The sequence below is a fragment of the uncultured Sunxiuqinia sp. genome (assembly GCF_947495665.1).
Lineage (GTDB): Bacteria > Bacteroidota > Bacteroidia > Bacteroidales > Prolixibacteraceae > Sunxiuqinia > Sunxiuqinia rutila.
In genome coordinates, this window is sequence record NZ_CANLZV010000013.1 from 1 (window position 1) to 14,569 (window position 14,569).

9 protein-coding genes are annotated in these 14,569 nt (G+C 43.0%); all 9 read left to right on the plus strand.

Annotated elements, in window-relative coordinates; all coding sequences use genetic code 11:
• Positions 1-235: 235 nt before the first annotated feature.
• The 9 genes from Q1A18_RS14485 to Q1A18_RS14525 all read left to right on the plus strand — a co-directional run bounded on the left by Q1A18_RS14485 (position 236) and on the right by Q1A18_RS14525 (position 14,567).
• Positions 236-3,031 (plus strand): NPCBM/NEW2 domain-containing protein, encoded by a 2,796-nt coding sequence (locus tag Q1A18_RS14485; RefSeq protein WP_299581942.1) that lies wholly within the window; start codon positions 236-238, stop codon positions 3,029-3,031.
• A 211-nt stretch (positions 3,032-3,242) separates the two neighbouring features.
• Positions 3,243-3,926, plus strand: coding sequence for a DUF2490 domain-containing protein (locus tag Q1A18_RS14490; RefSeq protein WP_299581945.1), 684 nt, complete (start codon positions 3,243-3,245; stop codon positions 3,924-3,926).
• Between the two features lie 233 nt (positions 3,927-4,159).
• Positions 4,160-5,653 carry a sulfatase gene (locus Q1A18_RS14495; protein ID WP_299581948.1) on the plus strand — a complete coding sequence of 498 codons (1,494 nt, stop codon included), beginning with the start codon at positions 4,160-4,162 and terminating at the stop codon, positions 5,651-5,653.
• Between the two features lie 100 nt (positions 5,654-5,753).
• Positions 5,754-6,341, plus strand: a complete 588-nt coding sequence (locus Q1A18_RS14500) for an RNA polymerase sigma-70 factor (protein WP_299581951.1) — start codon at positions 5,754-5,756, stop codon at positions 6,339-6,341.
• A 77-nt stretch (positions 6,342-6,418) separates the two neighbouring features.
• Positions 6,419-7,459, plus strand: coding sequence for a FecR domain-containing protein (locus Q1A18_RS14505; RefSeq protein WP_299581954.1), 1,041 nt, complete (start codon positions 6,419-6,421; stop codon positions 7,457-7,459).
• A gap of 167 nt (positions 7,460-7,626) precedes the next feature.
• Positions 7,627-11,001, plus strand: coding sequence for a TonB-dependent receptor (locus Q1A18_RS14510; protein WP_299581957.1), 3,375 nt, complete (start codon positions 7,627-7,629; stop codon positions 10,999-11,001).
• 18 nt (positions 11,002-11,019) lie between these two features.
• Positions 11,020-12,495: a RagB/SusD family nutrient uptake outer membrane protein gene (locus Q1A18_RS14515; protein ID WP_299581960.1), complete on the plus strand. Its 1,476-nt coding sequence runs from the start codon at positions 11,020-11,022 to the stop codon at positions 12,493-12,495.
• Between the two features lie 102 nt (positions 12,496-12,597).
• Complete coding sequence (locus tag Q1A18_RS14520) at positions 12,598-13,821, plus strand: glycoside hydrolase family 27 protein (RefSeq protein WP_299581963.1); 1,224 nt, start codon at positions 12,598-12,600, stop codon at positions 13,819-13,821.
• Between the two features lie 140 nt (positions 13,822-13,961).
• The gene (locus tag Q1A18_RS14525) at positions 13,962-14,567 is read left to right on the plus strand and encodes an RNA polymerase sigma-70 factor (protein WP_299581966.1); all 606 of its coding nucleotides are present in this window, start codon (positions 13,962-13,964) and stop codon (positions 14,565-14,567) included.
• Positions 14,568-14,569: the final 2 nt, after the last annotated feature.

A 14,569-nucleotide genomic window follows, 5' to 3' on the forward strand; every position in this document is an offset into this window, starting at 1 on the left:
AATTATCAAATTTGGAGAACGATGCAAACTAAAACTCTAATAGCAAAATATAATTGACACAGTTTAATGAACACTACGGTCTGATTCCTAATTGAAGTCGTTAATGAGTTTAGCTATTGAGAATTACATGGAATTTTTCCAAGCAAGCGTATTAATTGGGTGATATGATGCTTGCTTCTAACTGGTAAATATTATTTTTAAGCTGAAATTTAGACTACTACTCAATAAAAAAATCATGCGACATTCAATTTTAAAGAAAGTACTGTATATCGCATTGGGCATTGTTTTATTTTGCTCAACAGGTACAGCACAACAAGTATTGAAACTATCTGACCTGGATATTTCATTGGCGCAGCAAACTTATGGTGCACCGGTGAAAAACAAGTCGGTAACCGGAGAACAGCTGTCAGTTGCCGGAGAGGCATTTCGTGAGGGAATTGGTGTTCATTCCCACTCCGTAATCAAAATAAAGATGAACAAAGGCAGCCGCTTTACGGCTAAAGTTGGTGTGAATGACTCGGAAATCAATTACGAGGGCACAACGATTCAGACCATTCCGTTAGCAGATGGAAAACGGGTTTATTACCAGGTAACCGATGATCAAAAGCAATTTGCAGGAATTGAAGGAAAAGGCGGAAAACCTGATGAAGGAACTGTGGTGTTTAAGCTTCTTCATAATGGAAAAGAGATTTACAACAGTGGCATTATGCGTCAGGGAGATGCTCCTCAAACGATTGACGAGAAAGTACGCGGAGGAGTCTTGGAACTGGTGGTTGAAGATGCCGGAGATGGTGAAAGCGGTGACCATGCCGTATGGCTTAATCCGCAATTTGAATACTTTGAAATTGCCCCTACAATTGCTGCTCCCGATTTTGCGGTGGAGGTGAAGCAGGACGAAACCATCAAAAAGAAATTGGATGGTTTAATTGCTGCGTTGCCGGAAATTGAACAGCCCCTGGCTCAACCGGATTACGATTGGCTGATTGATAATTCAAAAGCCAAGGCCGGAGTGTACCGGGCAAACAACAATAAAGACCTGGTGTTAAGCAATGGCCTGGTGGCCCGGATATTTCGGGTTTCACCCAATTTAGCTACTATTGACTACATCAACCAAATGACGGGCGAAAGCTTGCTGCGTGCAGTTTCTAATGAGGGAACGCTGATCATTGATGGAAAAACTTATACCATAGGTGGTTTGAGCCAGCAGCCGGATTACGGCTATACTTTAATGCGCTGGGTTGATCAGCTGGCTGCCATACCCAACGCCTTTCAGGTGGAAAAGTTTGAAGTGAAAGAATTGGATGACCGGATGGGCTGGAAGCAAGTTCGCTGGGCGGCCAATACCCAAATGCCAAGAGGGAAAGAGCTGGTATTTACCCTGACCAAAGATGCTATTGTCGTAAAAGTTCATTTTGCGCTTTACGATGGAATTCCAACCATCAGCAAGTGGGTGGAAGTGATCAATGAGGGAGATCTGTTGGTGCAGGTCAACCAGTTTAAGCTGGAGCAGTTGGCGATGGTTGAAGGGGAGAGCCTTGTGGGAACTCCGGCAGAATGGATCAAACCCAATATTCATATTGAAACAGACTATGCTTTTGGAGGTATGCAGCAACGCAACTCGGATGTGACCACTTACTGGGAACCCGATTCTCGTTATACTTCACAGGCCAACTATCCCTTGCAAACCCCTTGCTTGTTGGAGGTAAAACCGCCATTGGGTCCGGAAACTGCTATTCGTCCCGGAGAGTCGCTGAGTACCTTCCGGGTATGGGAAACACCGATGGACAGTTACGATAAAGAAAGAAGAGGGTTGTTCATCCGCAAGATGTATCGGACAATCTCGCCTTGGACTACTGAAAACCCAATTTTCCTGCACCTGACCAATTCCAAGGAAGAGGTGGTGAAGCAAGCCATTGATCAATGTGCTGAGGTTGGTTACGAAATGGTGATTCTGAGTTTTGGAAGTGGCGTAAACATGGAAGATGAATCGGAAGAAAACTACGCATATTTCAAAAAGCTGGTGGACTATGCAAACTCCAAAGGCATTGAACTGGGAGGCTATAGCCTGCTTTCGAGCCGCTGGATTAGCGATGAGGTTGATGTAATTAACCCGAAAACTGGAAAACGTGGCGGAATGATTTTTGGCTCGTCGCCTTGCCTGAGCAGCGAATGGGGTTACAACTACTTCCGAAAAATTAGGAAGTTTTACGAGAAAACTGGCATGAGTGTCTTTGAAAATGATGGTTCTTACCCCGGAAATGTATGTGCTTCAACAAGCCATGCGCATCACAATGGCTTGGGCGACTCGCAGTGGAAACAGTATGCCCAAATTCAGGGCTTGTATAAATGGATGCGTGGTGAAGGGATTTACATGAATATTCCTGATTTCTATGTCAACTCAGGCTCCAATAAAACCGGGATTGGCTACCGGGAAGTGAACTGGTCGTTGCCACGTGAACGACAGTTGGTGCTTGGCCGTCAGAATATTTATGATGGATTATGGGATCGGATTCCAAGCATGTGCTGGACGTTTACTCCGTTGACCCAATACCACGGAGGAGGTGCAGCTGCTACCATTGAGCCCTTGAAAGATCACCTGGATGCCTACGAAAACCAGATGATGCAGAACTACGGCTCCGGCGTACAATCTTGTTATCGTGGACCCCGGCTTTACGATGCCCCGGAAACCAAGGAACTTGTTGTTCGGGTCGTTGACTGGTATAAAAAGTACCGCAATATTTTGAACAGCGACCTAGTGCATTTGCGTCGCCCGTCAGGAAAAGACTGGGATGGTTTTCTGCATGTTAATCCTGAATTGAAAGAGAAAGGGCTGGCGATGTTTTTCAACCCAACCAATGAAGATATGGTGCGTGAAATCACACTGCCTTTGTATTATACCGGATTAACCAAAACAGCAACAATTCGTGAGCAGGAAGGAAAAGCAAAAACCTACAAGCTGAATCGGGAATATGAAGTGAAACTTAGCATCCACATTCCGGCGAATTCTTACAATTGGATAGTGATTGAGTAGATTTCGCAACGGATAAAAAATGTTACTCAACCAATGAATAAGATAGTCATGGCTGCTCCTTTCAGTGGGCAGCCATGATAGCTGGGCCAAGCCGTTTTTTGTGCGGTGTATTCTAATATTGAAGATAACCAATAAGAGGCTGACTGCTGGATAAGTTTTCTTTTTCTGTCGGATCGCTTGGGTCTGAGCAGATTTCAAATAACAGAATTTAATGCGGATAAGATTTTTTAAGTTTAGATTAGAGTATGGAAAGGCATCTGTACTGTTGCTCGTATTGGTTTTTCTTTTCATGAAAGCCGAAGGCCAGTCAGAAACGGATCGATTGCAAGTGGAAGAATTTTGGCAGGAATTTCACATTCATCGAGACATTGGGCAAAAGCTTGGTTCAGCCCTTATTTTTAACAATTTCTACCGAACCGGTTATGGCTTTTACGATTGGTTCGTTCAGGGTAAGCTAGCTTATCAGCTGAATGCATGGTTCGAAATGGAGGCATTGTATCGGCATGAAAGCTATAGTTTGGGCGAACAAAGAGTGCAGGAGTACCGTCCCATGCTTCGGGCAGTAATGAAAAAGAAGATTGGTCTTTGGAGTTTGCGAAACAGGCACAGGCTGGAATACCGAATGTTTAAGGTGGGTGAATCACATTTTCGTTACCGAACAGATGTGAAGATTAAACCCCGTATAAACTGGACTTCCTGGAAACTGAATCCTTATGTTACAGAAGAACTGTTTTTTAGCCATCAGCAGTATGGTCGGAATCGAATTTATACAGGTGTTGAGGGGAAAAAGGGCAAAACAGAGCCCGGAGCATATGTGGCCATGCAGTCTGATAAGGGCATCAATTCCTGGGAACATCGTCTTATTGTCGGAATTGTTTTGGGGCTTGAATTGTAGCAAATCGCGTTTTTCGGAAGAATAGCAGTGGCTGCTTCAGTTGGAGAAGCATGTCAGAACTGAACACTTCTTTCTTATGGGGCTTGGAAATGTCTTTGGGAAAGCGGGGTTGGGAAGGGGATATGTGTCCGAAACTTATCAGGGTTGAATAAAATAGAATAAATCCTTTATTTTTGATAAGCTAAGTCCGGGATTTTGCTAAAACTCTAACTGCTTCTTTTGCTAGCTAAACGATGAAAAAAATAAATTACTTCAGCTTATGTATTTTGGCTTTGTTTTCGTGTAAAAACAAAAGCGCTGAATCTGAAAATATTGAACGGAAAATCAGTCAGCAACCCAATATCCTGTTTATTTGTGTGGATGACCTGCGTCCTGAGTTAGGCTGCTACGGGAGTGAATATATTCATTCCCCCAATATTGATGAGTTGGCTCAAACAGGCGCAGTATTTACCAATCATTTCGTGTCGATTCCAACTTGCGGTGCTTCGCGAAGCAGTTTATTGACGGGAATGTATCCGCGAACCAAGGGGCATTTGTCTAACGAAGCCATTCACAAGCTGATATCGGGAAAGCCTGAGACAGAAGCGCCCGAAACGTTTATTCATCATTTACGACGAAACGGCTATTACACGGTTGGCATAGGCAAAATCAGTCATTATGCTGATGGCCTGTTGTATGGGTATACCGATTCGGTAGGAAGCGAGCTGGAATTGCCACACAGTTGGGATGAAATGTTGTTCGACCCCGGTAAATGGGAGACTGGTTGGAATGCTTTTTTCGGATATGCTGACGGAGAAAACAGGCAAAGCCTAAACCGGCAGGTTGCGCCCTACGAAAAAGGAGATGTTGAGGACATCGGCTACCCGGATGGATTGACAGCCAATTTAGCGCTAAGCAAATTGGCTGAACTGGCTCAAAAGAAGCAGCCTTTTTTCCTGGGAGTTGGTTTTTTCAAGCCTCATTTACCCTTTAATGCACCGGCTAAGTATTGGGATTTATACAAGGAGGAAGACCTTCCTTTGTCTCCCAATCCAGCTATTCCGGCTAATGTTCATAAAGCAAGCTTACACGCCAGCGGTGAGTTTAATGGCTACCGGCTGGGCGACGAACAGGCCTCACTGGAAGGGCCGGTTTCTGATGCCTATGCCCGAAAACTCCGGCATGCTTATTTTGCTTGCATCAGCTATGTTGATGCCCAAGTTGGGAAACTGTTGGGTGAATTGGACGAGTTAGGCCTGGCCGAAAACACCGTTGTTGTGCTATGGGGTGATCATGGCTGGCATTTGGGAGATCAGTTGGTTTGGGGAAAACATACCATTTTTGAGCGGGCGCTGAAAAGTGCGTTTATTGTTCGGGTGCCCGGAATGACCACGGGGCAAACCGTTAACCGGGTGGTAAGCACGGTTGATATTTATCCTACGCTGATGGACCTGTGTGAAGTTGCAATGCCACATGTGACCGATGGAAGAAGTATGCTTCCTTTTTTGGGTGACAAGCCGGCCGAGTGGGATGACGAGGCGTTTGGCTATTTTAGAAACGGGATTTCACTTCGAACCGATCGTTATCGACTGTCGAAGTATTTCCGCCAGGAAGAACCCGTTATTGAATTGTATGATCACCTGACGGATCCGCATGAAACGAAAAATATTGCGGCAGAGCATCCGGAAGTGATTGAAAAGCTGATGCCTGTTTGGGAAAAGGGAAATACCGGCCTGTACGAAAAGTAGCTCGTGGCTTTGCATGATGCAGCAATGGCATTTTTCTTCCTTGTACATAATTGCGTCATCTCTAAAAAAAACTACTTTTGCCACCATATTTGTTTGTACAATGGAGATCAAAGAACATACTCAGGAACTGTTTCTTTTTGCCGAGATGAAACAAGGCAAGGAGTATGCTTTTGATTTCTTTTTCAATTATTACTATCCGGGCCTTTGTGTTTATGCCCAAAATATGTTTTCACTTCCCGAGGAAGAAACCAAAAACATGGTTCAGGATGTATTTTTGAAATTTTGGAATGATCGCCGAAAAATTGTAATCACCACTTCGGTAAGGTCATATTTGTTTGTATCGGTTAAAAACCGGAGTCTTGATTATTTGAAAAAGAAAAAACGCCAAGGAACGAAGATTGAGTTTGAAGGGAAGGATTTTTCCGAAGAGGCTATTGATACCTATGTTTTATCAGAATTGGAAACACTGTTTAAGGAGAGTTTGGATAAGCTGCCTGCCCGGTGTCGGGAGGTTTTTGAGCTAAGCCGGTTCGAGGGATTAAAGAACCGCGATATTGCAAAACAACTGGATATATCGGAGAAGACGGTTGAAAACCAAATGACCAAAGCGTTGAAAATTCTGAAGCTAGAACTAAAGGATTACCTACCATTACTGATTCTATTTGAGACCTTTCACTTTTTAAAATAAAAAAAACGAGTTTTTTCTTGTTCAGGCGTAGGGGGAAATCGAGGACTTGTCGTCATTAACGATAAAAGCACGATTCGTTGGAAGAAAGAAACAAGATATATCGCTTAATTGAACTGGAGTGTGGTAAGCTGTTGAACGAACAGCAGCAAAAAGAGCTTAATTGTTGGTTGGAAGAATCTTCAGAGCACCAATCGGACTATGAAGAAGTTCGAAAAGTGTTGATGTATTCACAGCGGTTAGACGCCATGAAAAAGATTGATGTTTCCAATGACTTGAAGCAAGTCAAGGCGAAAATCGGTAAGGAGAATTTCATACGCAAATTCTACATCGGTTTTCAGCGTGTTGCAGCTTTCCTCATCGTTCCCCTCATGCTTTACAGTATCTGGACACTGGTAGGCGAACCACTGGGGAACCGAAGAAATACAATCACAAAATCAACAGAAACTTCCTTTGGCGTACGTTCGCAAATTCAGCTGAGCGATGGAACCCACGTTTGGCTGAACTCGGGCAGTAAGTTGTTTTACCCTGAAGAATTCAGCGGTAAAAAGCGTGTGGTTAAACTATTGGGCGAAGCTTATTTCCAGGTTCAGTCCGATAAAAACAACCCCTTTTATGTTGAGGCGGGCAATTACATGGTAAAAGCCACCGGTACCCGATTCAACATCAGTAACTATCCGGATGATATTGAAATCACCACCTTCCTGGAATCTGGAAAAGTAGAGCTGGTTGCCCTTGAAGAAGGGAAGGAAAGGAGCTATGGCAGATTGCTGCAGGGACAAAAAGCGGTAGCTAATAAAGCCAATGGGAAGATTGCAACTTACGAAGCAGATGGCGAAAAGCACTTGAGCTGGATGAATGGAGAGCTCATGTTCCGAAGGGACAGTATTAAGGATGTTGCCCGCCGGCTGGGACATTGGTTTAATGCCGAGGTTGTCATTGACGACAAGCGCCTGGAAGAGTATGTTTTCACCGCAACATTCACCAACGAATCATTGGAAGAGGCTCTTCGGCTGCTTTCTTATAGCTCAGACATCGAATATGAAATTATAAATAATCAGCAACGTGATGATTCATCGTTTGCCAAACGAAAAGTAATTATAAGAAAGGGTAAGAAATAATCTAAAAAACAAAAAAAGGGAAGCTGGACACTTCCCTTTCAGACAAATCCTGGTCGCACAGGATCAATCATTTTTATTAATCTAATAGGTACAAATCTATGAAAAAAAATCAATCCCAACGTGGGAGAGAAGAGGGGATTAGTCCCCGTCAAAAAATTTTCTTAAAAATGAAAGTTACATTTTTGGTTGTTTTACTTTCAGCCATACAGGTTTTTGCTAATGGGGTCTATTCTCAAACTAAGGGCTTTACCTTGGTTGAAGAAAACACGACCATTGAAGATGCTTTAAAGGCAATTGAAGATCAGTCAAATTATTACTTCCTGTATAACGGAAGTTTGATTGATGTTTCGCAGAAAGTAAATGTTAAGTTAGAAAATCAAAGTCTTGAAAACACTTTACAGGCTTTGTTTAAAAATGCGGATGTAAGCTATAAAGTTTATAACCGTCAGATTGTTTTGTCTCCATCAGGCAAAAACGCAGAAGTGCAGCAAGACGTTACTGTAACCGGAAACATTGTAGATATTTCCGGAGCTCCGCTTCCCGGGGTTACCGTTTTGGTCAAAGGTACCAGTCATGGAACAATCACTGACTTTGATGGAAACTATTCCATTGCAGATGTACCTGGCAACGCAACCCTGGTGTTTTCGTTTGTAGGAATGAAGACTCAGGAAATTGCTGTGGGAGGCCAGTCGGCCATTAATGTGGTTTTGGAAGAAGACGCTGTGGGCATTGAAGAGGTGGTTGCCATTGGTTATGGCGTAACTAAAAAAAGTGATTTGACCGGTGCTGTTACTTCTGTCAAGTCAGAAGATTTGGTCAAAGTTGGGGTAACTTCTGTTGCTCATGCGCTTTCAGGTAAAGCTGCCGGATTGAATGTTTCTCAAAACAGCGCCCAGCCTGGAGGTGGTTTAACCTGGCAAATCCGCGGTTCTGCCACTGGCCGTGCTCCGCTGATTATTGTTGATGGTTTCCCAATTACAGGGAAAGATGAACCAGCAAGTGGAAACCGCTATACGTCCGGTTCTAAGGCAACTACCTTGAACTCCATCAACCCGAACGATATTGAGTCAATCGAGATTTTGAAAGATGCTTCGGCCACAGCTATCTATGGTGCGCGAGCTGCAGGAGGCGTTGTTATCATTACCACCAAGAGAGGAACTGAGGGTAAGGTAACGGTTGACTACCGCGGATCTTATTCTTTTCAGAAGATGGTTAATATGCCTAAAATGTTGAATCCTCAGGATTTTATGGCCGAGCGCAATAAGGTGAAAAAAGAAATTTACATGCGTGACAATGAGGTGGCGCCATATGGTTCAAAAACCTGGGATGAAGTTTCCGGTGGTTTCGAACCTTATTATACCGATGGCGAAATTGCCAACTTTACGGGAGGCACCAACTGGTTTGACAAAGTGTCTCAAACCGGTGCCATCAAACAACATAACCTGACCGTTACTTCCGGAACAAAAACGTCGAAGTACTTGGTCTCTTTAAGTGCTTACGATCAGGATGGTATTGTTAAAACCAACCAGTTTGGTCGTTATACCGGTCGTATCAATATTGATCAAGAGTTGACAAAATGGTTAAAGACGGGTGTTTCAACTTCATTCTCTACAATCAATGAAGACAACGTACCTCTTGGTGGAGGAACATTTGAAAACTCAGGGATTATTCGTTCGGCACTAGGCTTTAACCCAACCTTGAATGTAAAAGACGAAAATGGAAACTATGTGCTGGATCCAAGCCAGTCATTTGTTCCAAACCCCGTTTCCTTATTGGAGATGGATGACGTAACAAAAAATGAAGACTTATTTGTAAACTCATTTTTAGAAGCCACTCCTCTGGACGGATTGACTTTGAAATTATCAGCCGGTTTTAACCGCAACTGGGCTTACCGAAATACGTATTTGCCAACGACGACCTTATGGGGAGCTAGCGAAGGCGGTAAAGCTGCACGTTTTCACAACGGGAAACAAGATTACTTGTTTAACTTCATTACCAACTACAGCCGTACAATTGCTGAAGATCATACCTTCAACTTAATGGCTGGTTACGAATACCAAAAATTTATTTGGGAAGGTTTTAATGCCGGTAATTCACGCTTCCCTTATGATGGTATTAAATGGTATAACCTGAATTTGGGAGAACGGGAAAAACCCATTGTTGGCTCTTACGGTGGTTCTTCGGAAATTGCCTCTTACATTACCCGCTTGAATTATTCGTACAAAAGCAAGTATTTGCTTACTGCTAACCTAAGGGTGGATGGTTCGTCGAATTTTGCAGAAAATAACCAATGGGGGGTATTCCCAGGGGTATCGCTCGCCTGGCGACTGACTCAAGAGCCTTTTATGGAAAACCTTGGTTGGATTAGTAACCTGAAATTGCGTGCAGGATACGGACAAACCGGTAACGATGATTTGTCGGGCGTATTAACCTATTACACACCGGGTTGGAATTATGGCTTTGGCAGCATTAGCAAGAGTGGAATCGGACTGGCTAATATTGGTAACCCCGATTTGAAATGGGAAACTCAAACAGACCTGAATATTGGATTGGACTTTGGTTTCTGGAATAACCGCTTGTCTGGTACCATTGAAGTTTATGACCGAGTAGTAAGTGATTTGTTGGGCGATAAGCCGTTATTGTCTTATCAGGCCATTACCAAAATCAAATCGAACCTGGATGCCGAAAAGCAGTCAAGAGGAATTGACCTTCAAGTGAGCTCGGTTAACTTTGATAACGACAACTTCTACTGGGGAACCGATCTTACCTTTACCTATTATCGCGACCGTTGGAGAAAAAGAGATGCTTCGTGGAAACCCGATATCAATAGTGAAGAGCAAGCCGTATGGGGCGCTATGTGGACGTATTTGTCTGATGGCTTAGTGGCTGTTGGTGAAGAAATCCCGCACATGCCGGGAGCAATTCCAGGAACCGTTAAAATCAAAGATGTTAATGGATACCTGGTTGATGAAAACGGCGGGCGTGTACTGGATGAAAGTGGCAAACCACAATACAGTGGGGCTCCGGATGGAAAGATTGATCGTGCTGATCAGGTTAAAATTGGTTACAATGTGCCAATTCCGGTTGGTTTGAATAACTCGTTTAAATACCGGAATTTCGACTTGAATGTTTTTGTTCATGCTATGTTTAACCGTTGGGCAGTAAATGGTGACCGGTATTTTTATGGAGCCGAATCTTTCCGCATAAACAATGGAGCCAATGTGATTGACGAGGTGAAAGATCGCTGGACTTTCGATAAGCAATCAGGAACTTTACCTTCTATCTTCCAGGCAAACTCAGCGTATGGTGTTGGAGATTATTTTCAGGAAGAAGCCTGGTTTATTCGTCTGAAAAATATTTCGCTGGGTTATACCTTGCCTAAACATATTCTTCCTGCCGGCTTTGACAATGTACGTGTGTTTGCTGATGCTCAAAACTTATTTGTTATTACTCCATTCTCAGGAACTGATCCGGAGACAGGAAGTAATGTGGCATATCCTAACCAACGTACCTTCACGGCAGGTGTGGAAATTAAATTTTAAACTTGAAAAAATTACAGAATGAAATCAACTTTAAAATATTCATTGATATTTGTTTTGGCTGCTTTAATCGGCTGCCAGGAACTGGAACGGGAAGATTTTAACCAAATATATCCGGAGAACTTTTTTCAAAACGAAGATGATGTAAAAAATGCATCGACAGCCATGTACCGTCTGTTTCATATTTATTCATATGGCGGTGGTGGTCTTTACTCTCACGGAAGATTTGGGGTAAATATATTTACAGAAGTAAGTACTGATATTATGGCTTGTCGCTGGGGCGATGGTGGAACCTGGGCTGCTTTTAATGAACATACCTGGACTGCAGAAAACACCAAAGGGGTAAGTGATAGCTACTACCGCTACAACTGGTTGAGTAAAGGGGAGCAAATTATTAAAAACATTAAGGAATCACCGGTAACAGATGATATTAAAAATCGGTACATCGCACAAATTGAAGGCTTACAAGGATGGTTGGCTTATGTGCTGTTTGATTTGTACGGAGGTATTCCAATTGCCGATCCGGAAGTCCTTGAAAACTTTGAGGAAGAAATCTACTTGCCCAGAAAAACCAATGCAGAAATGGTTAGCTACATTGAAGGAAAGTTAAACTCAGCGGCTCAGTATTTGCCGGTTTCTTATCCTTCTAGTGACTGGGGCCGAATAACTAAAGGTGCAGCCAAGACCTTGCTGCTTAAGCTGTATATGCATGAGAAAGACTGGGCAAAAGCGGAAGAAGTTGCACGCGAAATTATGAAGCCGGAATATGGTTACGAATTGTTGAGTGACTATAAAGCTGTATTTGCTGTTGAAACAGAAATCAATAACGAAACAATCCTGGCGATTCCATGTAACGTTTCCGATTTTGCCAATGGTTGGGCTGCACATGCTTTGCTTCCTGATTATCCATATGCCATTGCAGGAGCTGCAAAATGGGGTGGATACCAAATGGAATGGGATTTTTACAATACCTATGAAGCCAATGATAAACGATTGGAAACCATTATTGGAGAGTATGAAGCTGGAGGTGTGGTGTATAACCAGGAAAACCATGGTGACCGACTTAATTTAGGGGCTATTCCTTTGAAATATGGGGTTGATCCTTCTCATATTGGTGATAAAGCCGGAAATGATGTTCCCGTTTTCCGCTATGCCGATATTATTTTGAGTTTGGCGGAAGCCATCAATAATATCAACAACGGACCAACAGCTGAGGCATATAGCTTGATCAATAGGGTTCGCAACCGCGCCGGACTGGATAACTTGCAGGCTGGTCTTTCCAAGGATGCCTTTAATGATGCACTCTTACTCGAAAGAGGACATGAGCTATATTGTGAAGGCCAACGCCGCACTGACTTGATTCGCCACGGGAAGTATGTGGAGTATGCCAAACTAAAGCCTAACAACGGAGCAGCAGAGCATAAGGTGCTTTACCCGATTCCGAACTCAGCCATTACCGAAAGTAAAGGAGCTGTCGTTCAAAATCCAGGCTATTAATATTCAATAGATACAATTGACCGACCTAAATGAAATTAGGTCGGTTTTTTTATTTTTAAAATGAATCTTTGTTTTAGCTTAGATGCAAAATCTTATTTTACAATGAAACACTACTATCTATTCATTTTTGCTTTTTCTTTATTGTTTTCCTGTACTACGGAAAAAGAAGTTCAAACTCATCCACAGCGCCCCCAAACGCCAATTATGGGCTGGGCCAGCTGGAATAATTACCGGGTGAATATTAATGAAGAAATTATTCGCAACCAGGCTGATGCGATGGTGAATCGCGGATTGAGTGATGTCGGGTATCACTACCTTAATGTTGATGATGGTTATTTCGGTGGCCGCGATTCAGAAGGAAACATCGTGGTTCACCCAGAGCGCTTTCCGAGCGGAATGAAAAGTCTGGCAGATTATATTCATTCAAGAGGTCTGAAAGCCGGGATTTACAGTGATGCCGGAATTAATACCTGTGCTTCTTATTGGGATAAAGACACGATTGGTGTTGGTATGGGCTTGTATAATCATGAATGGCAAGACCTGACGCTTATGCTGAAGGATTGGGGTTATGACTTTATTAAAGTGGACTGGTGTGGTGGCGATTGGCTGCAATTGGATGAGCAAACCCGCTATACAGAGATCGGTTCAATAATCAGAACATTGAGGCCGGATGTGGTTTACAACATTTGCCGTTGGGAGTTTCCGGGAGAATGGGCCGTACAGGTAGCAGACTCATGGCGTATTTCTGGTGACATCAACAATACCTTTGGTTCGGTCATGCATATTGTTGATTTGAATGCTGACCTCTGGCGTTTCAGTGGTCCCGGCCATTTTAATGACATGGACATGCTTCAGGTAGGCCGCGGAATGACGTATGAAGAAGATAAAACTCATTTCACCATGTGGTGTATTATGAATTCTCCTTTATTGGCTGGAAATGATTTAACAACCATGTCGGACGAAACTCTGTCGATCCTGACCAATGAAGAAGTTATTGCTTTGAATCAGGATCCATTTGCCTATCAGGCCAGACGTTTAGAAGATCATGGCGATTTGGAGCTTTGGGCAAAGCCTTTGGTGTCAGCTATCAGTGGGCAAGTTGGCGTAGCACTGTTGAACCGCAGTAATGAAGCCGCCGAAATTAGCTTAAACCTTGAAACCATTGGTATCCGCGCTAAAGATGGTTACTCGGTTCGGGATTTGTGGGAGAAAACGACCCAAGCCGAATTGACTGCCGATTCCATCAGCTTTAAAGTACCTGCTCATGGTGTAGTTGCTTTGAGAGTGGAAGGAACATCGATTCCTTACAATGTATTTCAACAATAACCTCCAGATAATACTAGATTAAAGAAGAGGCTCGGTCGTAGAAATACGGCCGGGCCTTTTTTGTTTTCAGCAATCTTGTTGGTGAGATGGCCCTCGTTTTGAAAATTATTTCTTTAATTTGCCGGGCAAAACCATTTTGAATGGACACCAATCGAATTAATCACCTATATGCAGATGATGGTCATTTGAACCTCAATGAAGTGTTTCTTCAATACAGTGAATCTTTATTTTATTTCGCACTGAAGTTTGTAGATGAGGAGCTTGCCAAAGACGTGGTTCAGGATGTGTTTTTCAAATTGGCGGAAGATAAAAGCTTGAAAGTTACAAGTTCTGTGAGCGGTCTTTTGTTTACTATGGTTCGTAATATCTGCTTACAGCATCTGGAGAAACAAAAAGTTCGAAAACGCTATGCCGAATTAGCTAGTATTGAATTAAGTCAAGATGAAATTCATTCTTATTCAACCGGTACTTCCAGCTTAATTCAGCAGGAATTGCAGGAACAATTGCAACAAGTGATTGATCAGTTGCCGGAGAAGTGCCGTGAAGTTTTTGTGCTCAGCCGTTTTCATGATAAGCGCCACAAGGAAATTGCAGCCGAGCTGGGAATTAGTATCAAGATGGTAGAAAAGCACATATCCAAGGCTTTAAAGATTATTCGTATTGAGTTAAAAGACTATCTTCCTTTGTTGTATTTGGTGCATACTTGCTTTTCGCATCAAAAAAATCAAGATTTTTTCATTTCATGAGG

Bases quoted from the DNA above. Each gene is read 5' to 3' on its own strand.
- Q1A18_RS14495 (WP_299581948.1), top strand. From the start codon at position 4,160: ATGAAAAAAATAAATTACTTCAGCTTATGTATTTTGGCTTTGTTTTCG.
- Q1A18_RS14500 (WP_299581951.1), top strand. From the start codon at position 5,754: ATGGAGATCAAAGAACATACTCAGGAACTGTTTCTTTTTGCCGAGATG.
- Q1A18_RS14515 (WP_299581960.1), top strand. From the start codon at position 11,020: ATGAAATCAACTTTAAAATATTCATTGATATTTGTTTTGGCTGCTTTA.
- Q1A18_RS14490 (WP_299581945.1), top strand. From the start codon at position 3,243: ATGCGGATAAGATTTTTTAAGTTTAGATTAGAGTATGGAAAGGCATCT.
- Q1A18_RS14485 (WP_299581942.1), top strand. From the start codon at position 236: ATGCGACATTCAATTTTAAAGAAAGTACTGTATATCGCATTGGGCATT.
- Q1A18_RS14525 (WP_299581966.1), top strand. From the start codon at position 13,962: ATGGACACCAATCGAATTAATCACCTATATGCAGATGATGGTCATTTG.
- Q1A18_RS14510 (WP_299581957.1), top strand. From the start codon at position 7,627: ATGAAAGTTACATTTTTGGTTGTTTTACTTTCAGCCATACAGGTTTTT.
- Q1A18_RS14520 (WP_299581963.1), top strand. From the start codon at position 12,598: ATGAAACACTACTATCTATTCATTTTTGCTTTTTCTTTATTGTTTTCC.